The organism is Hymenobacter sp. BT730, from assembly GCF_030542105.1.
In the GTDB taxonomy this organism is placed as follows: Bacteria; Bacteroidota; Bacteroidia; order Cytophagales; family Hymenobacteraceae; genus Hymenobacter.
In genome coordinates this window covers 1,298,777-1,321,118 of the sequence record NZ_JAUOFB010000001.1, presented here as the reverse complement: position 1 = coordinate 1,321,118, position 22,342 = coordinate 1,298,777, and the positions used below count along the sequence as shown (strand labels likewise).

At 54.4% G+C, this 22,342-nt stretch carries 13 protein-coding genes; 7 read left to right on the top strand and 6 right to left on the bottom strand.

What is annotated here, in order from left to right:
- Positions 1–8: 8 nt before the first annotated feature.
- The 6 genes from Q4G72_RS05730 to trxA all read left to right on the top strand — a co-directional run bounded on the left by Q4G72_RS05730 (position 9) and on the right by trxA (position 11,252).
- Positions 9–656, top strand: coding sequence for an O-methyltransferase (locus tag Q4G72_RS05730; RefSeq protein WP_303310445.1), 648 nt, complete (start codon positions 9–11; stop codon positions 654–656).
- A gap of 104 nt (positions 657–760) precedes the next feature.
- Positions 761–3,589 (top strand): outer membrane beta-barrel protein, encoded by a 2,829-nt coding sequence (locus Q4G72_RS05725; RefSeq protein WP_303310444.1) that lies wholly within the window; start codon positions 761–763, stop codon positions 3,587–3,589.
- A gap of 141 nt (positions 3,590–3,730) precedes the next feature.
- Positions 3,731–5,983 (top strand): LysM peptidoglycan-binding domain-containing protein, encoded by a 2,253-nt coding sequence (locus tag Q4G72_RS05720; protein ID WP_303310443.1) that lies wholly within the window; start codon positions 3,731–3,733, stop codon positions 5,981–5,983.
- 72 nt (positions 5,984–6,055) lie between these two features.
- A complete protein-coding gene (locus tag Q4G72_RS05715) occupies positions 6,056–6,835 on the top strand; it encodes a LysM peptidoglycan-binding domain-containing protein (protein WP_303310442.1) in 780 nt (259 codons plus the stop codon).
- 219 nt (positions 6,836–7,054) lie between these two features.
- Positions 7,055–10,741: a DNA polymerase III subunit alpha gene (gene dnaE / locus Q4G72_RS05710; protein WP_303310441.1), complete on the top strand. Its 3,687-nt coding sequence runs from the start codon at positions 7,055–7,057 to the stop codon at positions 10,739–10,741.
- Between the two features lie 181 nt (positions 10,742–10,922).
- On the top strand, positions 10,923–11,252 hold the full coding sequence (gene trxA / locus Q4G72_RS05705; RefSeq protein WP_044515051.1) for a thioredoxin: 330 nt from the start codon (positions 10,923–10,925) through the stop codon (positions 11,250–11,252).
- Between the two features lie 88 nt (positions 11,253–11,340).
- Here trxA and Q4G72_RS05700 read toward each other — a convergent pair whose 3' ends face one another.
- The 5 genes from Q4G72_RS05700 to Q4G72_RS05680 form a co-directional block, all read right to left on the bottom strand.
- Positions 11,341–12,294, bottom strand: a complete 954-nt coding sequence (locus Q4G72_RS05700; RefSeq protein ID WP_303310440.1) for an energy transducer TonB — start codon at positions 12,292–12,294, stop codon at positions 11,341–11,343.
- A gap of 130 nt (positions 12,295–12,424) precedes the next feature.
- Positions 12,425–15,406, bottom strand: a complete 2,982-nt coding sequence (locus Q4G72_RS05695) for a T9SS type A sorting domain-containing protein (RefSeq protein ID WP_303310439.1) — start codon at positions 15,404–15,406, stop codon at positions 12,425–12,427.
- 288 nt (positions 15,407–15,694) lie between these two features.
- Positions 15,695–16,159: an Lrp/AsnC ligand binding domain-containing protein gene (locus Q4G72_RS05690; RefSeq protein WP_303310438.1), complete on the bottom strand. Its 465-nt coding sequence runs from the start codon at positions 16,157–16,159 to the stop codon at positions 15,695–15,697.
- Between the two features lie 510 nt (positions 16,160–16,669).
- A complete protein-coding gene (locus tag Q4G72_RS05685; protein ID WP_303310437.1) occupies positions 16,670–17,782 on the bottom strand; it encodes an isoaspartyl peptidase/L-asparaginase family protein in 1,113 nt (370 codons plus the stop codon).
- Between the two features lie 46 nt (positions 17,783–17,828).
- Entirely contained in the window at positions 17,829–20,036 is a 2,208-nt protein-coding gene (locus tag Q4G72_RS05680; RefSeq protein WP_303310436.1) for a protein-disulfide reductase DsbD family protein, read from the bottom strand.
- A 238-nt stretch (positions 20,037–20,274) separates the two neighbouring features.
- Here Q4G72_RS05680 and Q4G72_RS05675 point away from each other — a divergent pair, with 238 nt between their 5' ends.
- Positions 20,275–21,606 carry a hemolysin family protein gene (locus Q4G72_RS05675; RefSeq protein WP_303310435.1) on the top strand — a complete coding sequence of 444 codons (1,332 nt, stop codon included), beginning with the start codon at positions 20,275–20,277 and terminating at the stop codon, positions 21,604–21,606.
- A 100-nt stretch (positions 21,607–21,706) separates the two neighbouring features.
- Here the strand turns inward: Q4G72_RS05675 and Q4G72_RS05670 are convergent, their stop codons facing one another.
- Entirely contained in the window at positions 21,707–22,231 is a 525-nt protein-coding gene (locus Q4G72_RS05670; RefSeq protein ID WP_303310434.1) for a hypothetical protein, read from the bottom strand.
- Positions 22,232–22,342: the final 111 nt, after the last annotated feature.

Here is a 22,342-nt window from a genome sequence, read left to right as displayed (position 1 = left end):
TCGCTTTTATGGACTTCCTCTCCGACGAGCTGCAGGCCTACGCCGACCAGCATACCTCGCCCGAAACGCCGCTGTTGGCGCGCCTCAACCGCGAAACCCACGTGCAGGTGCTAGCCCCGCGCATGCTCTCCGGGCAGTTGCAGGGCCGGCTGCTGAGCATGCTCAGCCACATGGTGCGCCCCCGCCGCATACTGGAGCTGGGCACCTACACGGGCTATTCCGCGCTGTGCCTGGCGGAAGGCCTGACGGCCGATGGCGAGTTGCACACCATTGAGCAAAACCCCGAGCTGGAAGACCGGATACGCCGCTACGTAGCGGAAGCGGGCCTGACTGGCCGTATTCACCTGCATATCGGTGAGGCCCTACAGGTATTACCGACGCTGACGGAAACCTGGGATTTGGTGTTTATTGACGCCGACAAGATTAACAACGATGCCTACTATGAGCTGGTGCTGCCGCAGGTGCGGCCGGGTGGCTTTATTCTGGTAGACAATGTGCTGTGGAGCGGTAAAGTGCTGCCCTCCCATAAGGTACGCCCCTCGGACAAGGATACGCAGGCGCTGCGGGTGTTTAACGACAAGGTACAGCAGGATGAGCGGGTGGAAAACGTGCTGCTGCCCGTGCGCGACGGAATCCTGATGATTCGGAAGCGCTGATTTTTATCCTGCTGAGCTGCTGTTACTTAGCCATTTTTTGTGGAATCCGTTAAACGGAACCCTAATTCTGGTGTCTGTATCCCATGTGGCCTGTTCCTGATGCAATGCAAAAATCTGCTTACCTCCTTCTTGTACTTCTTTTCTCCGCCTTCACTTCTGCTTTTGCGCAAACTGGCTCGGTGAGCGGGCGCATAGTAGATGGTGCTGACCAAACGCCACTGGGTGGGGCCAATGTGGTACTCATTCACCTGCCTGATTCCGTAAAACAAGGCACTGCCGCCGATGCCAGCGGCAATTTCACCTTATCCAATGTGACGCCAGGGCCTTATGTACTAACGGCCTCCTTCCTGGGATATCAGACATTGCGCCGCACGGTGCGGGTGGGCACTCAGCCATTGGTACTGGGCGCGGTTACGCTGCGCGCCGGAGGGGTTACGCTTAAAAACGTGGAGGTAGTAGGCCGGGCCGCGGCCGCTGTGCAAAAGGGCGACACCGCTCAGTACAGCGCCAAAGCTTTCAAAACTAACCCCGATGCCGATGCCCAGGACCTGATTACCAAAATGCCTGGTGTATCAGTTGTAGATGGCAAAGTGCAGGCGCAGGGCGAAGATGTGCGCCAGGTACTGGTAGATGGCAAGCAGTTTTTCGGCGACGATGCCAGTGCTGTGCTCAAGAATATTCCGGCCGAGGTAATTGATAAAATCGAGGTCTTCGACAAGAAAAGCGAGCAGGCGCAGTTCTCCGGCATCGACGATGGTAACGCGGCCAAAACCATCAACATTGTTACCAAGCCGCAATTCCGGAATGGACAGTTTGGGCGCATTAGCGTAGGTGGCGGGCCAGAGCGGTACCGGGCCAGCGGCAACATCAACTCTTTCCAAGGCGACCGGCGCATTTCCGTGGTGGCGCAGTCCAACAACGTGAACGAGCAGAACTTCGGTACCGAGGATTTGCTGGGCGTGGTGGGCAACTCGCAGCAGGGGGGCCGCCGCGGTGGCCAGGGCGGCGGTGCTCCCCGTGGTGGCGGTGCGGGTGGTGGCCAGCGCGGCGGCCAGGGTGGCGGCGGGGCCAGCGACTTCCTGACCAACCAGAACAACGGCATTAATACCACGCACGCGCTGGGCATTAACTACGCCGATAAATGGGGGCAGAAGCTGGAAGTCACGGGCAGTTACTTCTTCAACCGTAACAACAACAACCTCGGCAGCAACACCTTCCGGCAGTATATTCTGCCTTCTGCTGCCGACCAGAACTACATCGAAAACTCGACAAGCAATAGCCATAACACGAACCACCGGCTCAATTTCCGGCTGGATTACAAGATTGACTCGATGAACTCGCTGCTGGTGCGGCCCCGCTTCTCGTATCAGCAAAATGATGGCACCAACAACCTGCTGGGCCAGACGCTGAATGGCGAAACGCCGGTGAGCAACCTCACCAGCAATTATGGCTCTAAATACAACGGCATCAATTTCAACAATGAGCTGCTGTTCCGTCACCGCTTTGGCAAGCCCGGCCGTACGCTCTCCATTGGCGCTACTACGGGCTACAACGATAAGAACGGCACCAGCACCCTGCTCACGACCAACTCCACGGTAGCAGGTGCCAACCTGGACCAGTTCTCCCGCCTCACGCAAAGCGGCTGGAATCTGGCGTCCAGCATCAACTATTCCGAGCCGCTCAGCAAGCAGGACTTTCTGCAGGCCAGCTACGATTTGCGCTATGCCCCCAGCAACTCAGACAAGCGTACCTATAACCTGAACGAGGGCGACCAGAGCTATAGCATCCCTGATACAGCGCTGAGCAATGTTTTTACCAATGCGTATCTAACGCAGGCACTGGGTACCAGCTACCGCCGCCAGACCAAGCAGTTTCAGGCTATGGTAGGGGTATCGGTGCAGCGGGCTACGCTTACCCGCGACCAGGAATTTCCGCTGGTTACCTCGGGGCGCTATACCTTCCTGAATGCGCTGCCCACGGCCATGCTGCAGTACAAGTTCACGCAGCAGAAAAACCTGCGGCTGAACTACCGCACCAATACCTCGCCGCCCAGCATCAGCCAGCTGCAGGAAGTGGTCAATAATGCCAACCCGCTCCAGCTGACCACCGGCAACCCCGCCCTGAAACAGGAGTATCAGCACAATCTGTTTCTGCGCTATTCGGCGGCTAAGCCCGAGAAGTCAACCAACTTCTTTGCTTTGATTGGCGGCTCATACACCCAAAACCCCATCAGCAACAGCACTCTTATTTCTACCCGGGATAGTGTGCTGAATGAAAGTGTAACCCTGCCGGCCGGCGCCCAACTCACACGCCCCGTCAACCTGGACCGTCAATTCACGCTACGCTCTTTCCTGAACTATGGCGTGCCACTGGCCGCTTTGAAGTCGAACCTGAATCTGAATGCTTCGGCTACATATTCGCGTACGCCGGGCCTCATTAACGGGGCCCTCAACTACGCCCAAACCCCGGCTCTGGGAGCCGGCGTAGTGCTGAGCAGCAACATCAGCGAGAAGCTGGACTTCACATTGTCATCGAACTCAAACCTGAGCTTTGTGCGCAATACCCTGCAACAGCAGCTGAATACCAACTACTTCGTACAGAACTCGCGGGCCCGCCTGAACTGGATTGTGGCGAATGGTTTTAATATCACAACAGACCTCACGCACCAGGCGAACAGTGGGCTTACGGCCGGCTTCAACCAGCAGTATGTACTCTGGAATGCCAGTGTGGGCAAAAAGCTATTTGCTAAACAGCAGGGCGAATTAAAGCTGTACGCCTTTGACCTGCTGGGGCAAAACCGCAGCATTCAGCGAAACACCACGGAAACCTACATTGAAGACGTGCGCACTGATATTCTGCAGCGCTATTTCATGTTGATGTTTACCTACAACCTGCGCAATACGGGCAGCGGCCCCGCACCTGCCCGTCCCTAGTGGGGTACCACGGTACAGAAGCCGGGAATAGTTGTATTTGTGGGGCAAATACCCAATAAACGGGATATTTCGCCTATTTTGGAGGCTAGTAAAGTCGGCAGTTTATTCAGGCTGAACTTTACTAGCCTTCTTTTTTTGCCGATGAAAAAACTATTACTCGCTCTTTTCTGCCTGTTGCCGGAGTTTCTGCTGGCCCAAAGTGTAGCCGTTCCGGCTGACCTATATCTGGGAGGGCTGCATGTGCGCCTCACCGATGGGGGCCGCACCGTTATTCAGCAGAAAGTAGATGCCCTGCGGCGCCATACGGCATCTTTCCAAAACCGGGTAGCCCTGGCCGACGCGCATTTCCCACTGATTGACCGGGAACTGCAGCAGCTGGGCGTCCCGCTGGATTTCCACTTCTTAGCTATTCAGGAAAGCGGTTTGCAAGGTGATGCGCAAAGTATTCATGATGCCGTAGGCTACTGGCAATTCAAGCGCGAATCGGCGCAGGACTTTGGCTTGCTGGTAAACGAAGTGGTAGATGAGCGTAAGCATATTGCAGCCTCTACCAGGGCTGCTGCCAAATATCTGGTACGCAGCAACAACACGTATCATAACTGGCTAAACTCCCTGCTGAGCTATAACCTGGGCGTGAGCGGCGCCCGCCCCTACACTCTCCCGACAGATGCCGGGGCTACCGAAATGGAAGTTTCGGAGAAGACACACCCGTACATTCTCACCTTCCTGGCGCATAAAGTAGCCTATGAGTCGGCCTGTGGGCAAAACCCCAAACCTGCGCTGGTACTGCAGGAGTTTCCGGCCGTAGCCGGTCAGCAGTTGCCGCAGGTAGCCACGCTGTTGCACACCAATGCGGAGGATCTGACCCGCCACAACCGCTGGCTGCTGGCTACCGCAGTGCCCGCTGGCCGCAGCTACACGCTCATCGTGCCCGTTACCGATCCGCTGCAGCTTACGGCTATGGCCGTGCAGCAAAAGCAGGTAGCTACCGAGTTGGTGCACAAACCGCAAACCGACCCCGAAAACGCCGACTTCGTCCGCATAAATGGGCTACGGGCGCTGGTTGCCCTGCCCGGCGACAGCAAGGAGAGTCTGGCCAAGCGCGCTGGCTTGAAAGTGCGTAAGCTGATGAAGTACAATGACTTGTTTCTGTTCGATAATATTACGCCCGGGCAAGCCTACTTCGTGCAGAAAAAGCGCGACAGAGCAGAGGTGGAATACCACATTGCGCAGCCCGGCGAAAGTGTAGCCACGGTATCGCAGAAATACGGGGTACGCTCCAAAGCCATCTGGAGCAAAAACCGCATGGCCCGCAATGAGGAGTTGCGGCCCGGCCGCCTGATGTGGATGCAACACACGCGCCCCCGGGAAACGGCAGTAGAATACCTGCCCGTTAACAACCCGGCGGCGCTGGCAGCATTTGAGCGCAATGCCGCTTCCCCTACCGCCGCCACACCAGCTCCGGCCCGTACGCGCCGGGAGGATAACACCGACGTATACAGCGGCCGCACCGCTTCTGGCCAGCGCGTGCTGGACGACAGCCCCGACGCGGAAGAGGAAGCAGACAGCGCCAGTACCGCTTCTAAACTCGGCCGTCTGCTGAAAAAGACGACCAGCAAGCCCACCGCCAAGGTTACTTCCCCTGCTACCAAGAAGGCGGAAGAAGCACCGCTCACTGCCGAAGCATCGGTAGCAGAACACGCTCCGGCACCTGCCCCGGCTGCCCAGCCGGCCAAACCCAACCGGGCTATTTACAGTGGCACGCAGAATGAGCGCAACCTGCCCCCACCCGCTCCCGTGGCCGATGAGCCAGCACCTGTAGCAGAAGCTCCTGAACAGGCGGCGGCACCATCTTCATCGGAAGCAGTTGATGTAACTCAGGCGGAAACTCCGGTTCCCGCAGCTACTAGCCAGCCGGTTGTCCCCGCGGCGCAGACAGTGCAACCCACTCCCGCCCCTGCGGCACAACCAGCCCCGGCTACGGCCCCACAAACCGCTACCACTGTTGAGCCAGTACCAGCCAATGGCATACACGTGGTGCAGCCTAAAGAAAGTCTGTACAGCGTAGCGCGCCGCTATGGCCTGCGCCCAGCTGAGTTAATTACCTGGAATAGCCTGCCCTCCAACCCCTCCCTGCGCATTGGCCAGACGCTGCGTGTAGTAGCGCCGGCTTCTGAGCCAGTAGCAGCTCCCGCAACGGAAGCAGCCCCGGCAACGGCGGAAGCTGCTCCGGCCGTAGTACCCACGGTGCAGCACACGGTGGTGAAAGGTGAGTCGATGTACAGCATTTCGCGCAAGTACGGCGTCACCATTAAGCAGATTATGGAGTGGAATAACAAGCCTGACTTCAACGTGAAACCCGGCGATAAGCTGGAAATTAAGCCTGCCAAATAAGCCTGCTGCCTTTGGCAGTTTCTTCCTGTTACAATGCGTTTTTCTTCCAGCTTCTTTCTAGTTCTTACCGGTTTGACAGCAGCTTCCCTGTCAGCGCAGGCTCAGCAGCCTGCGCCGGCTGTTGCTCCTGTTGTGCCCGCTGCCCCGGTTGCTACTTTGCCGGCACTCTCCGAAGACTCCGTGCGGGTGATGACGGGACTAGTGCAAGCCAGCGTGCGGCAGCTCCACAATATTTATTTCGAGCCGAATGATACCCGCGCCGTGCAGTTGATTGAGGCGGCTCTGGTAGAGGTACCAGCTATGAACAAGCGCCTGAGCTTCTACACCGCCAGCCTCCCTCGCGAGCAGCAGCAGGTACTGGCTCAGCGCCTGCGGCAGCAGCCCTGGCAGGTAGAGCTGCAAACCTTGCAGCGCAGCCCTCAGTACCGGGAATTCAGTGCGCGAGCAGCCAAAAATCCGGCGCTTAAAAAGGCATTCGAGCATCTGCAGGCCGCCGGCTTTATGGGTACTGCCAAGGCGGCCACCCCCGCAGCATCGGCTGCTACTCCGCCTGTTGCCGTGCGCGCTACCCCAGCAGCACCTACGGCCAGCACCGCACCAGTGAAACCTCTAGTAGCTAAACCCGCTGTTGCTCCCACCAAACCCACCGAGGTAAAAAAAGAACCTGCTACGTCAGTAGTGGCCAAAGCTGCTCCAGCTAACCCCGCGCAACACAGGGTTCAGAAAGGGGACACGCTATTCGGTATTTGCCGCAAGTATGGTGTTACCCCGGCGCAGATACGGGCCTGGAATAACAAGAAGGACGACGGCGTAAAGATTGGCGAAGTGCTGCTGGTGAAGGCTGCGCAGTAGTCAAATTCCAGATATTGCCATTTGAATAGGGCAGCTCATATGGGTTGCCCTATTTTATGGTGATACATAAAAACCCCTTACCGCGCAATCTTTCCTGGGCCCGCTTTTGGAGGTAACTTTACTTATTAATTCGGAGTGCTGAATTCTGATTGCCGGCTTGAGTGGCATCTATAATTTCAGAACTTACTACTCCGGATTCAGCCTTCAGAAGTACCCGCCATGCCCGTTTTCTCGCACCTTCACAGCCATACGCAATATTCCCTTCTCGATGGTCAGGCCAGCATATCGGCTTTGATGAAGAAGGCCCAGGCCGATGGAATGCCCGCTGTTGCCCTCACCGACCACGGCAACATGTTCGGGGCGTTCAACTTTGTGGCCGAGGCGAATAAGTATAATGTGAAGCCCATTGTGGGCTGCGAGTTTTATCTGGTAGAAGACCGCCACAAGAAAAGCTTCAGTCGGGAAAAGGGCGAGCGGGACGTGCGCCACCACCAGCTACTGCTGGCCAAGGACCAGGCCGGCTACCAGAATCTGGCCAAGCTCTGCTCCATGAGCTTCATTGAGGGCGTGTACTCCAAGTATCCGCGTATCGATAAAGAGCTGTTGCTGCAGTACCACGAAGGCCTGATTGCCACCAGCTGCTGCATTGGCGCCGAGATTCCGCAGGCGCTGCTCTGGAAATCGGAGGAAGAAGCCGAGAAAATGCTGCAGTGGTGGCTGGATGTATTTGGCGACGACTACTACCTTGAGATTCAGCGGCACGGGCTCAAGAACATTGATAATACCGGCAAAAGTCAGGAAGACCTGAACCAGGTATTGCTGCGCTGGGCCCAGAAATACAACGTCAAGGTTATCTGCACCAACGACTCCCACTACGTGGAGCAGACGGACTTTGCCCCGCATGACATTTTGCTGTGCGTTAATACCGGAGAGGAACACAGCATTCCGGTCGGCGACTTTCAGACCAAGTATTTCCGGCTGATGTCGCAGGACAACAAGGTGCTGTATGACCACTTGGACAACCTGCGCCCCCTGGCCAGCTCCGACGACCAGGTACGCCGCCAGCTCATGCGCATTGATGAGGAAGCCCAGATGCCTAAGCCCCGGGCCCGCTTCGGTTTCCCCAACGACCAGTTCTACTTCAAGACTCAGGAGGAGATGAACCGGCTTTTCCGCGACGTGCCGGAAAGCGTGGATAACACCAACGAAATTGTGGACAAGATTACGCCGCCCAAGCTGCAGCGTGATATTCTGCTTCCCAACTTCCCCCTCCCGCCCGAGCACCCCACCGCCGACGCCTTCCTGCGCTACCTCACTTATAAGGGCGCTTTTGAAGGGCCTAAACGCCGCTACTCTGAGCGCACCCCGGAAATTGAGGAGCGCCTTGACTACGAGCTGCGCGTGATTGAAACCATGGGGTTTGCGGGCTACTTCCTCATCACTCAGGACTTCATTAACCACGGCCGCAACATTGGCGTGGCAGTAGGTCCGGGCCGGGGCTCTGCGGCTGGTTCCGCTGTAGCGTATTGCATTGGTATCACCAACATCGACCCGATTAAGTACTCGCTCCTGTTCGAACGTTTCCTGAATCCGGAGCGGGTGTCCATGCCCGATATTGATATTGACTTTGACGACGTGAACCGTCAGAAAGTTATTGACTACGTGGTGGATAAGTACGGTAAAACGCAGGTGGCCCAGATCATCACCTTCGGTACCATGGCCGCCAAGTCCAGCATTAAGGACGTGGCCCGCGCTATGGATTTGCCCCTCCCCCAGGCCAACGACCTAGTGAAGATGGTGCCCGAACAGGTAGGCACGACGCTGGCCAAGGCTTTTGCCGAAAATCAGGAGCTGGACATGATCCGGCGCGACGACTCACCCGACAACCTGCGCGGGCAGATTCTGCGCCTGGCCGAGAAGCTGGAAGGCTCCGTCCGCAACACCGGCATTCACGCCGCCGGCGTCATCATTGCCCCCGACGACATCACCAAGTACATTCCCGTTTCCACTTCCAAGGACTCGGACCTGCTGATAACGCAGTTCGACGGCAAGGTGATTGAGAGTGCCGGGATGCTGAAGATGGACTTCCTGGGGCTGAAAACCCTGACCATCATCGTGGATGCTATCAACCTGATTGAGCAGAATCACGGCATCAAAATCGACATCGACGAAATCCCGATTGACGACCCCAAGACGTATGAGCTGTATCAGCGGGGCGACACCATCGGCACGTTCCAGTTCGAGTCGGAAGGCATGCGCATGTACCTCAAGGACCTCAAGCCTACCAATATTGAGGACCTGATTGCCATGAACGCCCTGTACCGGCCGGGCCCTATGCAGTTCATTCCGAACTTCATCAACCGCAAGCACGGCCGCGAGCCGGTGGAATACCCGCACGAGCTGCTGGAGCCCATCCTGAACTACTCCCAGGGCATTATGGTGTACCAGGAGCAGATTATGCAAGCTGCTCAGATTCTGGCCGGTTACTCCCTAGGTGGCGCTGATTTGCTACGCCGCGCCATGGGTAAGAAGGACATGAAGAAGATGGCCCAGGAGCGGGAAAAGTTTGTGGAAGGCGCCAAAAAGCTGCACAACATTCCCGCGAAAAAGGCCTCTGAAGTGTTTGACGTGATGGAGAAGTTTGCGGCCTACGGCTTCAACCGCTCGCACTCCGCCGCCTACTCCGTAGTGGCTTACCAGACCGGCTACCTGAAGGCCAACTACCCCGCCGAGTACATGGCGGCAGTGCTCACCAACAACATGGGCGACATCAAGAAGGTGACGTTCTTTATTGAGGAGGCCCGCAAGCAGGGCGTGCCCGTACTGGGCCCTGATGTGAATGAATCTATCCTGAAGTTCAACGTGAACGACAAGGGCCAGATTCGCTTTGGCATGGCGGCGGTAAAGGGTGCCGGCGAAGCGGCCATTGAAAACATTGTGCAGGAGCGCGGCAAGAAGGGCCCGTTCACGGATATTTTCGATTTCTCGAAGCGCGTGAATCTGCGGGCCGTGAATAAGAAGACGTTTGAAAGTCTGGCTTTGTCCGGGGCTTTTGACTCGTTTGAGCGCTACCACCGCCGGCAGTTCCTGGAAGCTCCGGCTGGCGACCAGAACCTGATTGAGAAGGCCGTACGCATGGGCCAACAGTTCCAGGCTGACCAGGATTCGGCGCAGCAAAGCCTGTTTGGCGGCGGGGCCTTTGGGGCCGTAGCCATGCCGCTACCGAAAGTGGCCGACATGGAGCCCTGGGCAGCCACTGAGGTGCTGCGGCGCGAAAAGGAAGTAATAGGCTTCTACCTCTCTGGGCATCCGCTGGATGACTTCAAGCTGGAAATTGACTCTTACTGCACCTGCGGTCTAGACAAGGTAGAGAGCTACAAAAACCGCGAGGTGACGGTAGCAGGTCTGATTACCAACGTCCTGTTCAAAACCACCAAGACCGGCCAGCCTTTTGTGTCGTTTACGGTGGAAGACTACGAATCCTCCCTCAACCTAGCGCTTTTCCGCGACGATTACTCGCGCTTCTCGGCCCTGATTAACCCCCGCAACTACGACAAGGAGCAGGTGCCGCCCATGTACATCCGGGGCAAATATGCCCAGCGCTTCCGCGACTCCGACCAGTTCGAATTCAAGATCCTGACCATGGAGCCGCTGTTCAACGTGGCCGAGAAACTGGCGAATGGCGTGCGCGTGCAGCTGGATTTGCGCACTATTACGGAGCCGTTCATGGACCGTTTTATGGAAGCTGTAGAAGGTTGTGCTGGTTCCAAGAAGCTGGAAATTAAGTTCGCCGAGCCCCACGAGCATATGACGGTGGACATGTACTCGCGCCGATACCGCATCGAGCCCAAAGAATTTATCCGGAAGATGCGGGAAATGGAAATTGAGGCCTGCCAGCTGATTTAAGCAACTATGCAAATCAGAATGCAGAATACGTGGCTTTGAAAATTTCCAGCGCTACGTATTCTGCCAAACTGGCCGACTGAACTTTCCGGCGCGCTCCTTGTTTGAACCGCAATCTGCTACCTTGCAGACCCAAGCCTCGTAAGAAGCATTTTCAACGTCACCACAACAAACCCCTTTTATCATGGGACATAAAGCCATCGAAATTACCGATGCCAACTTCGACCAGATCATCAACTCCGACAAACCCGTGCTCGTGGATTTCTGGGCCGAGTGGTGTGGCCCGTGCCGCATGGTGGGTCCGGTAGTAGAAGAGCTGGCTGGAGAGTACGAAGGCAAAGCCGTTATTGGCAAAGTAGACGTAGACGCTAACCCTCAGACCTCGGCCAAATTTGGCATCCGCAGCATTCCTACGCTGCTGGTGTTCAAAAACGGTCAGGTTGTAGATAAGCAAGTTGGTGCTGTGCCTAAGCACGTACTGGCTCAAAAGCTGGATGCCCAGGTAACTGCTTAGTCGGTTACCTCCTCTAACAACCAATAGAAAGCCCTGCTCCGATACACGGAGCAGGGCTTTCTATTGGTTGACTGGTTATTGATTGTTGTTAATAGTGCGGGCCGGGGAAACCAACCTGGGCCTCTGTGGGCAGAATGCGTGGTGGGTGTGCACCACCAAACAGGTTAAAGGTGGGCGCGAAGGAAATAGGTACGGTGTAGGTTACGGCGGTGGGCACATTGTACTCACGGCCGGGCCGGAATTGCGGCAGACTAGCCACTACACGGCGGGCCTCATTATCGGCCTCGTGGGCCAGCCCCCGTACAACCCGCACCTGTCCTACATAGCCATTTTCATCCACGGTATAGGAAACGTATACTTTGCCGGTAATGCCTTTACGGCGCGTATCGCGGGGGTAATTGGTATTGCGGGCTAAGAAATCCAGCAGGGCGGTTTCGCCGCCGGGAAATTCCGGTTTCTGGTGGCGCTGCAATTTGCCTACATAAGGAGAGCCATCCTCATTGAAAAAGATAAGGGCGGGGCCTTTGCTACGGTCCAGCAGCTCAATGGAGCTTAGCTGACCAGTATTGTAGTAATAGCGCCATTCGCCTACCGGGCGGCCATATAGGTAGCGCCCCTCCGAGCGTTTTTGTCCGTTTCGGTGTACCGTTACCCAGCGCCCTACGCGCTGGCCTTCTTCATACTGACCACGCTCACTTACTTTCCCGTTATCATACCAGGCCACATATACTCCTTCGGGCTCGTCATCATTAAAATGCACCTGACTCGCCTTGGAACCATTGGGATGATACCAGGTGAACAGGCCATTACGTAGAGGCGGCTCCGTACTGAGAAAGGTACCACGTAGTAGGAGCACGCCATTCATGGCATAGTCCCGCATGGCGTAGCCGGCATCAGTCTTTCGCTCTATAATACGGTAGTGGGTAGCGCTATCGGGTATGGTTTCTTCGTCATGGTCATTCAAATAAACGGCCGGCATACTTTGGCTATGTACCCATTGCGGCAGCAGCCAGATAATGAAGACCGTAATTAATACTCTCATGGCCGCCCAACTAAATACGAAACCCTTAAATATACAAAATTGTATTAAACACAGCTTTTAGATTTATACCAACAACTATAAAATAAGTTGTCCGCATTGCCAGACCCACCAGCAATGCGGACATACACCCTTATTCCTTGATAAACCGGAACTGTTCTATTCCGCTAACACTATTGATTTGCACTAAGTATAGACCGTTCCGCAGGCTGGCAACTGACATTGGTACGGTGATAGTTCTGTTGGTTTCGGAGGTGGCAATTTGCTCAGCACACACGCGGCCGGCGGCGTCCAGAATACGAATAGCCGTGCGTGGCTGCGCAGCCCGGAAGCTGACCGTGAGCTGATCAGTAGCAGGTACCGGCCAGGCAGTTAGCCGCACATTGCGGCCACCACCGTTCACGGTTATTACCGGAAAATGGTAGAGTGAGCCGTCATTATCTATCTGTTCCAGGCGGTAGTAGCGCGTGGTTTCACTGCCCAGAAAAGCTGTTTTGTCTAGGTGCTCATAGCTGGAAATGGAAGTTGCGGCGCCCCGGGCCTGGTAGGTGCCAATGCCTTTGAACGTACGGCCATCAGTAGAGACCTGCACCTCAAATTGTTTGCAGTCACGCTCCTGGGCCGTCTGCCAGGTTAATTGCACATTCTGGTTAGGCAGCAACTTAGCCTTAAAGCTGATCAGCTCAATTGGCAGTGGATTGCGGACAGAGCCGCTGCCAAAGGTTACGGGCTTGAAAGCATCGGTTATAGCCAGAGCCGAGCCGGAAGTGAGGTAGCGCTCCAAGGTATTGGGCAACCCCTCCTGGCCATAGCTCTGCCAGAACGATCCATCGAACCCGGCCACGCGCAGGTCTTTCTGAGCATCGGGCGCCTCAGAAACGTCGCTATATGGCAGGGTGTAGTAGAGACGAACGAAGGCATCGCCCGTACCGGATGCCCGGCGCACATTCCAGTATTGCTGCATGCTCACTTTCATTAGCCCCGAGCCAGCCGCAAAAGACATAGGTGAAGGGGCCGAAAACCGGTAGGTGTTCATCTCAAAGGTGGCTACCTCGGCGCTTTGTGGCCGTACACCTGCCAGCTGCAGCCCATCGGTATTCCCAATTGGGAAGGTATACACCGTAGCAGGGTTATCTACAACCCGCTGCATAGAGCCTTCTACGTAGCTGTTGTCACTGGCATCCTGCCAGGAACCTTGCAATCCTAGGGTAAGTACCTGACCGTTGGTCTTTAAGTACCCTTGTTTCAGGCTCAAAACACCATTAATTGTTAGGGCCTGGCTTAGGGTAACGTTTCCAGAAGGGTTATCTACTACCAGCTTGCCATTCGTATTCAAGGTGGCCGGCAATCCGTTGCCGGTTACCTGCTCGCCGGCAGTCCCTGTATAGATGTAAGTGGCACCAGCCGCATAGGTACGCGCGGCCTTTAGCTGGATATTTCCTTTGGCGCTTGCTGCAGCATTATTCGCATTAAATCTGGCAATACCCGCTGCATGACCAATCATGAGGGTAGCCTTTGCACTCACCGTGAAAATTCCGCCGTTCACCGTGGTAGCATCTGAAAGCAACTCATAGTTTGCCATATTCAGAGTAGTGCCTGCAGCTACTGTTACGTTTACCCGCCCAACTGTTGTGGCGTTCCCGCTCGTGTTAATATAGTTCTGCTGTTTGCCGCCATCAAAAACAACAGTTGCTACCGTAGAGCCATTAGCAGCAGAAGCGGTTTCTTCCAGCTTACTGCCACTGTCCATAATCAGGTCGCCCTGCAAGTGTAGCTCACCGGTAGCGGCGGCCGAACTAGGAACACCACCACTTACCACCAGTTTCGAGTTATTATTGATGCGGGTGGTACCACCCACAATGACGGAGTTAGGGCCTGTGGAAGTCGAATTGCTGATCCTGAAACTGCCGGTTACTGAGAAGTTGCCCGCCACATTTACCGTCTGCAGAGCTGTAGATGTACCAGTGCGTGACACATTGACAACGCCTGCCGTTTGCTCATAGCTGCCAATGGTCATAGTCTTTTTCTGGGCCCCTGTTGGAGCCAGCAGTTCCAACTCGCCACTGCCAGTACTTCTCACGCTGAGCTTACCCGCAATTTTCATGTTGCCGGAAGGGCTTAGCCGAAAGATTGGCGTTGTTGAGCTGGGCGTATTCCAGATAATATTCCCAAAGGTCTGGTTATCGTTTCCTGTAAAAGTCGCGGCATCCTTCACGCCCACTATTTCCAGCGTTGAGGCCGGATCCCAGGTGGCCAGGGGGAGTTTGCCTCCGTTATTCGCGTATTCATAAGTGCCGGTTGCACCTACGGCCATAGTGGCCCCCGTGCTGAACTTTATATCGGTAGCACTGGGAGCATCAATCCACTGGCCATTGAGTTGCATATCCGTAACACCTACCGTCTCATCAATCAATAGCTCAGCGCTGCTGGTGCGCTGAATCAGGCCACCCTGCTGCACCTGCACTCCTTTGAGGGTAGTAGCCGCTTTGATAGTGAGTATACCACCATCCATAATATTTACACCCGAAACCAGAGCGCCAGGACCTTCAATGGACAGCTCGGCATCATCACTTGCCGTAACAGGCCCTAATACAATAGCATTATTAGTACCCGTAACACGCAAAACGGCCAGGGAGCTAAGTGTTACGTTGCCTAAAAGGGAAGACTTGTTTAAGTAGATAATACCCCCATTCTGAGCAGTAGTTTTTGAAAACGAGGCGGTGGTAGCATCTACAGTTAGCATAGCGCCGGTTCCATCTACCACCATGTCGGTGCAGAGTAGCTTCCCACTCACCGTTAGCTTCCCAATCAGGGAACCTGTTTCCTTCTTTACAATGATTTTTGCAAAGGTGGAATTGGTGCTATTGCTGGAAAACACCTTAGTGTGGCGAATGGTGAAGGTTTTAGTGATGTCGAGAGCTGCAGACCCGTTGGCTCTCCAACCGGTTGCTGTATACACATCCCAACCAGCAGTGCTCATAAAATCCAGCTGATTGTTGGTATTGGAAGAACGGTAGTCGCCTACGGCCTGTGCAAAGGTGGCGGCATGTGCAAGCAGGGCCAGCACCAGCACCAGCAGCCCACGACGCAGCATAGAAGTAGAAGTAGCATTCATGAGAATAATGAATAAGAATGAGAAAACTCCAACACTGTCTGCTTCGCAAGCAAACAGAAACAACCTTATGGCGGTAAAGCAGTATCAGATTGGTTAAAGGCTATTTGTTGTAATAATATGTATATTTTTTGTTCATCAAAATTAAAATAAGTAAATAATTTAAAATTATTATCACATTTATATCATTCCAAAAAAGTACAATCTCAAGCTGAGCCTTAGTGCAAATGCAAAAAGCCCGCTGTGGCGCAGTTGCGGCACAGCGGGCTTTAAAAAGGCTTTGCAAAAAGGTTACACCAGCTGAATGGGGCGGTTCAGAGTTTCTTCGAGAGAGATAAGGGTTTCAGTACGCTCAATGCCTTCGATCAGCTGAATCTTATCGTGCAGGACTTCCCGAAGGTGGTTAGTGTCGCGGCAGATGATGCGGGCAAACAGGCTGTAGTTACCGGTGGTGTAGTAGATGCTCAGGATTTCAGGAATGGCTTTCAGTTGCTCGGCCACGCTGTTGTACACGGAGCTTTTGTTGAGATAAATGCCCAGGAAGGCATTGATATCGTACCCCAGTTGAGCATAGTCAATGTTCAGGGTGGCGCCCTTCACAATACCTAATTCCTCCATCCGGGACATGCGCACGTGTACTGTGCCGCCTGATACATGCACCTTCCGGGCAATTTCAGTGTATGGCATCTTCGCATCGTCGATAAGCAGAGCCAGAATCCTTCGATCTGTCTCATCAAGTTCATAATTACGGGCCATTTTTGAAATGTATGATTGAGGATTTGTTAACCAATTAAGCGTTTATATAAAAACAATGTAAATTTTATTCACATAACCTGCAATAATTTTATTATTAAGGACAAACGCCTACATTTGTCATAATCAAACGCAAGCGGCTTTGAGGATATTGTAGGATGATGGAATTGGCAGACATACCCTCCTCTCTCGGGGGTGGAGATTCGGGAAAAACTGGTCCGGCGGCCGGCTAACTACTCCGTGGAGGTTCGAGCCCTCCTTCTACAGCAACATCTTTGGATGGATTATGTGTGGGGTAAACATTGGAACGTATCTGGGTGGGTGCGTTCTTTTCTAGGAGGCTGCATCTGGGTGGGTGCAGCCTTTCTTTTTGTATACCAGGCTAAAGTGCCGGCTAAAAAAACGTGCAAAGGTCCCTTTTTTCCTTTACAAAAGCCACGAACCATAAAAAAAAGCCCCATTAGCTACCAGAGTAGCTAATGGGGCTTTTGGTTGCATGCGTGCTACAATGTGCTATTCTTTGTAAATCAGGATCTGGCTTTTTCCATCGGCTTTAATAAAGCCGCGGTACATGCCTTCGGAGTTAAATGGCATGGCCACATTACCCTGGCGGTCCAGCGCAATCAGGCCGCCATCGCCGCCCATTTTGCCCACTTTATCAATGGTAGCCTGCGCGGCCTGTGCCAATGGTTTTTGCTGATATTCTACCCGGGCCGCTACATCCCGGGCTACCGTAGCCCGAATAAAGAACTCGCCCCAGCCCGTACATGACACGGCACAGGCATTGTTATCGGCGTAAGTGCCTGCCCCTATGATAGGCGCATCGCCTACGCGGCCATACCGTTTGTTAGTCATGCCGCCGGTGCTGGTGGCGGCCGCCAGGTTGCCATACTGGTCCAGCGCCACTGCGCCTACGGTACCGTATTTCTTGCCTTCGGTGAAGATGTTATTCTCCGGAGCACGGCCCTGTGCTTTGCCGGCTTTCATTTTCACCTTGGTTTTCTTGGGAACCGACTCACTGGCTTTAGTGGGGGCATTGAGCTGGTCGGGGGTGCCGGCGCTTTTTTCCTGCTGCAGGGCTTTTTGTAGCTGCTGGTAACGGGCCTCGGTATAGAAATATTCAGGCGACACGATTTCCAGCCCCTTTTCTCGGGCAAAAGCTTCGGCTCCGGGCCCTACCATCATCACGTGCTCCGATTTTTCCATCACAGCCCTTGCCGCCGTAATGGGGTTCCGAATGACGGTGACGCCTGCTACCGAACCCGCTTTCAGGGTCTGACCTTCCATAATAGCCGCGTCCATCTCATTACGGCCTTCATGGGTGAATACGGCCCCTTTGCCGGCATTAAACAAAGGCGAGTCTTCCATTACCCGCACCGTGGCTTCTACGGCATCCAGGGAAGTGCCCCCTTTTTTCAGAATAGCGTAGCCGGTTTGCAGGGCCAGATTAAGTGCTTCCTGATAGGCCTTTTCCTTTTCGGGCGTCATCAGGGCCTTGGTAATGGTGCCAGCGCCGCCGTGTATAACCAGCGTGATGCGCCCCGGATCTGGTGCTTTAGTCTGGGCCTGGCTGAGCACCGGGCTCAGTAGCCACACTGTGCTCAGCATTAACAATACTTTTTTCATGCAGGAAATAGAAACTGATGAAAGATGAAAGCAGTGAAAATTTGATTTACCGCACTACTACCGCTTGCGCTTGCTGCCGGTATTGTGCCAGGCCAGCATCTAAAAACTGAACAAAGCTACTGACGCTGGCTTCGTACGCCACAGGCTTTACCAGGGGCTTATCGGTGGGGTCGTTAGGGTTCAGGAGCACGTAATAAGGCTGGGCATTTACGCCATACTTGGTTACCTGCAAATCGGCATTTTGCTTGCCCAGGGTCGGCTTCACTTTGCCGTCGCGCTTGGAGGTGTACCACTCATTTTGTGGCAGCTCGGTTTTGTCGTCCACATATAAAGCCACTACCACAAAGTCGTTGCGCAGACGCTGGAGCACCTGTGGGTCGCTCCAGACGCTGGCCTCCATTTTGCGGCAGTTCACGCAGGCATGGCCGGTAAAATCAATAAAAATGGGCTTGTTCTGTGCCCGCGCGCACCGCTTGGCCTGCTCCAGATCAAAATAGCCCTGCAGCCCGTGGGGCAGTTCCAGAAAATCGGCGTGCCGAGGGATTTCGCATAAGGCATTGCGCGTGGAACTCACCGGCGCGGCTGTGGCGGATGCCAGAGAAAAGTCTCGGCTGGTTTGGGGGGGCAGGTAACCAGCCAGTAGCGGTAGCGGCGCCCCAAACAGGCCGGGAATCAAATACACCATAAAGCTGAAGGCCAGCACCGCCATCAGCAGGCGGCCTACGCTCAAGTGGGTCAGGTCGCTGTCGTGGGAGAGTTTAAACTTACCCAGCAGATATACTCCTAGCAGGGCTGAAAGCACAATCCAGAGTACCAGGTACAGGTCGCGGGAGAGCAGGTTCCAGTGGTAAGCCAGGTCAGCCATGCTCAGGAATTTCAGCGCCAGCATCAGCTCTACAAAGCCCAGCACTACTTTCACCGTGTTCAGCCAGCCACCGGAGCGAGGCAGGCTTTTCAGCCAAGAGGGGAAAATAGCGAACAGTGTGAAGGGCAGTGCAAAGGCCAGGGAAAAGCCCAGCATCCCGATAACGGGCGTAATGGTTTGGCCCCGGGCCGCCAGGCCTAGAATGGTAGCTACAATGGGGCCGGTGCAGGAAAACGATACGAGCACCAGCGTGAAGGCCATAAAAAACACGCCCAGCCAGCCGCCTTTGTCCGCCTGTGCATCGGCTTTGTTCACCAAATTATGGGGCAGAGTAATTTCAAACAACCCCAGAAACGACAAACCAAACACCACGAAAACAGCAAAAAACAGCAGATTTGGCAGCCAGTGCGTGGCCATAAAATTGGGACCATCCTCACCCAGCAGGCGGGCTACAATCACGCCCAGAATGGTGTAAATCACAATAATGGACAGCCCGTACACCAAGGCCTTCAGAATGCCCTGTGCCCGCGAGTCGCTGCCCCCGGTGAAGTAGGATACCGTCATGGGTATCATGGGAAATACGCACGGGGTAAGCAAGGCCGCCAGCCCCGAGAAGAAAGCCAGCAGGGCAAAGCTGAATAACCCGCCGGCCTCGGCTTCTTCGGCCGGAGTTGCGGCCACTGTGGCCGTAGCCCCTTTGCCCGTTACCGCTACCGGAGCCTGCTGGGCCGTGGTATCTGCTGCAGCCGCAGGCGCTACAGCGGCGCCCGCAGCCGGCCCCTTAGAGCTGGTGTCCGCTGCTGAAGTAGTTGGTGCGGCCGTTACGGCCGGTGTCAGGGCTTTAGCAGGAGTTGCTGTGCCGGGGGCAACAGGTTGCGTAGCGGGAGCAGGAGCGGCAGCAGTAGCTGTTACTTCGATGGGACCGAAGCGGAGGGTTTCTTCGCCAGGCACGCAACGGCCGTCTACATCAGTACAGGTCTGGTATTCTACCTCGGCCTGAATGGTGAGCGGCCCAGGCTGTAGCACCCGAATGCGCTGCCGAATCTGGCCGGTTTTCTCAAAGTAGGATATATCTCCCTTAAATACTTCGTCGAATTTCTTCTTGGTGCCAATGGATTTAGGCTTGCCTACCAGCGCATAGGCGGCACTTTTGGCAAAGCTGAACGTGAAGACTGTGGGGCCCAGATCGGGGTCGAAATCGGTGGCGTAAAGGTGCCACGTATCCTGCATGCGCGCATTCACAATCAGGTCCAGTTCCTCCCCCACTTTGGCGGTGGGCTGACTGAGCGTGGTAGAGAGCTTGGTAGGCGTGAGCACCTGCGCTACGGTACTTTGCACGAGCAAAGCCAGCAGCAGAAGCAAAAACAGTTTTCGAAAAGCAACAGACATAGAAATGCAATACAGGACGGTAGCCGAATAACAACTCAGCACCAAACAAAGAACGGGAGGAAGTAGCACAAATATCTTATGACAACACACAAACTCCCGTTGGGTTGCCTGCCTCTACCTTCCGGTTGGAATAATCTCCAAGGCCCTGCCTTTAAGGGAAAAGCCAACCGCTTGCCCGGATTCTCGTACTTTTGCACTACTTAGGAGTAACGGGCCGCGTGAGCCCCACTCCGTCTCTATGGTTTTACAAATACTGCTTACCCTTCTGCTTGTCTTGCTGAATGGGTTTTTCGTGGCTGCCGAGTTTGCTTTAGTAAAGGTCAGGGCCTCGCAAATTGACCTGCGTGCTCAAAGCGGCGACAACTTAGCGCGCATTACCCAGAGCATTCTACACAATCTTAACGCATACCTATCAGCCTGTCAGCTGGGTATCACACTGGCCTCCCTGCTATTGGGTTGGATTGGCGAAAGTGTAGCCGAGAAGGTAGTAACTGGGGCCCTCACGGCCGTAAATATCAGCATCTCCCCTGAGTGGCTGCACCGGGTTTCGCTGGCCCTGTCTTTCGCCTTCATCACCACGCTGCACATTGTAATTGGCGAACAGGCACCTAAAGTTATGGCCCTGCAGCGCTCCGAAACTGTGAGCATGGTGGTAGCCTGGCCCCTCAAGATTTTCTATTTTGTATTCCGGCCTTTCATCTGGCTGCTTGACCGCCTCAGCAACCTTACCCTAGGTTTGTTTGGGGTGAAGGCCCTCCATGGCGAGGCAGCCCATACCACAGAAGAAATCCGGATTCTGCTGGACCAAAGCAAGCAAAGCGGCGAAATTCAGGATTCTGAGCATGAGCTGATTGAGAATGTATTTGAGTTTAACGACCGGATGGTGAAGCAAATAATGGTGCCCCGCACCAAAATTGTGGCTATCGACGTGAATTCGCCGGAGGATAAAATCTTCGAGACGGTGCAGAGCGAGGGCTATTCGCGGATTCCCGTGTACGAAGGCTCTATTGATAACATAGTGGGCATTCTGTATGTAAAGGACCTGCTTAATATTGTTCGTCTTAATGAGCATATAGAGCTGGCCCGCATTATGCGTCCGGCCTACTTTGTGCCGGAAACCAAGAAAATCAACCGCCTGCTGCGCCAGTTCCAGCGCAAGCATATGCACATTGCCATTGTTTCGGATGAGTTTGGCGGCGTTTCCGGCATCGTCACCATCGAGGATATTATGGAAGAGTTGGTAGGCGAAATTCAGGATGAGTACGATAACGAAGTACCCGTGGTAGAGAAGATTTCGGAAACGGAATACCGCGTGCACACCTCCACCGCCATTCCCGATGCCAACGAGTTTCTACCCTACCCCCTGCCGGAAGGAGAAGACTACGAAACCGTGGGTGGTCTGCTGAATATGATTTATGGCAACATCCCGGAAGTAGGCGACGTGGCTGTGCTCGACCCTTATGAGTTCCGGGTGCTGCAACGCTCACGCCGCTCCGTAGAGTTGGTGCAGCTGCGCGTGACTGCCGCAAGTGAGCTAAATCCGGAGTTAGAAGAAGGCCTGAGCCTGTAGAAAGCCATTTCTAGGTTGCAGACTAGCCCATAAAAAGAAGAGGCTCTACAATGTGTAGAGCCTCTTCTTTTTATGGGCTTCTGCCAAGTAAAGGCAGGCTTTAATTACCGCTTACTAATGCTATTATCAGCAAGATAAGACCTACTAAGAAGGTTACCCCGCCTATGGTTGATACAATATTAGCCCCACCAATAAGACCACCAATCAAAATAATTACGAGACCAACTCCAATCACGATACCTGCCCGGCCAGCGCGCGACATACCATTTCTACGCTTGGATACATCCTGATGCTTACGCAAGGTATTATCTACTCGCGCCGTTACTTTCGCTATTACTGACCGTTGTGCGATGTTTAGCCGCTGAGTAGCAGAAGCCATTTTGGATACTGCTGCCGTCTGGTGCACAGCTCGTGGAGCAGTGGGAGAAGACTTAATCGGTGCAGCTGCAATGACTACAGGAGCTACAACTGCAGGTTGAGGCACTTCTGCCACAACCTGCGGACGTACCGTAGCGTCATGATAAGGAGAAGCACCAGCCTTAAATGCATAGTGGCTGCTGCTACAAGAAGCCAAGGAGGTTACGGCCAGCAAAGCACCAGCTGCATAAGCGTAAAACTTGTTCATAAATAAGGTAAAAAGAGAAAAAGGAATAAAGCGAACAGTATGGAATAATACACCCAATAAGCACCCTGCTTGGCTATTAGGCTATCCTTTCGCCTGAAATATTAGGGTATC

Bases quoted from the DNA above. Each gene is read 5' to 3' on its own strand.
- Q4G72_RS05730 (WP_303310445.1), top strand. From the start codon at position 9: ATGGACTTCCTCTCCGACGAGCTGCAGGCCTACGCCGACCAGCATACC.
- Q4G72_RS05725 (WP_303310444.1), top strand. From the start codon at position 761: ATGCAAAAATCTGCTTACCTCCTTCTTGTACTTCTTTTCTCCGCCTTC.
- Q4G72_RS05720 (WP_303310443.1), top strand. From the start codon at position 3,731: ATGAAAAAACTATTACTCGCTCTTTTCTGCCTGTTGCCGGAGTTTCTG.
- dnaE (WP_303310441.1), top strand. From the start codon at position 7,055: ATGCCCGTTTTCTCGCACCTTCACAGCCATACGCAATATTCCCTTCTC.
- trxA (WP_044515051.1), top strand. From the start codon at position 10,923: ATGGGACATAAAGCCATCGAAATTACCGATGCCAACTTCGACCAGATC.
- Q4G72_RS05700 (WP_303310440.1), bottom strand. From the start codon at position 12,294: ATGAGAGTATTAATTACGGTCTTCATTATCTGGCTGCTGCCGCAATGG.
- Q4G72_RS05695 (WP_303310439.1), bottom strand. From the start codon at position 15,406: ATGAATGCTACTTCTACTTCTATGCTGCGTCGTGGGCTGCTGGTGCTG.
- Q4G72_RS05690 (WP_303310438.1), bottom strand. From the start codon at position 16,159: ATGGCCCGTAATTATGAACTTGATGAGACAGATCGAAGGATTCTGGCT.
- Q4G72_RS05685 (WP_303310437.1), bottom strand. From the start codon at position 17,782: ATGAAAAAAGTATTGTTAATGCTGAGCACAGTGTGGCTACTGAGCCCG.
- Q4G72_RS05680 (WP_303310436.1), bottom strand. From the start codon at position 20,036: ATGTCTGTTGCTTTTCGAAAACTGTTTTTGCTTCTGCTGCTGGCTTTG.
- Q4G72_RS05675 (WP_303310435.1), top strand. From the start codon at position 20,275: ATGGTTTTACAAATACTGCTTACCCTTCTGCTTGTCTTGCTGAATGGG.
- Q4G72_RS05670 (WP_303310434.1), bottom strand. From the start codon at position 22,231: ATGAACAAGTTTTACGCTTATGCAGCTGGTGCTTTGCTGGCCGTAACC.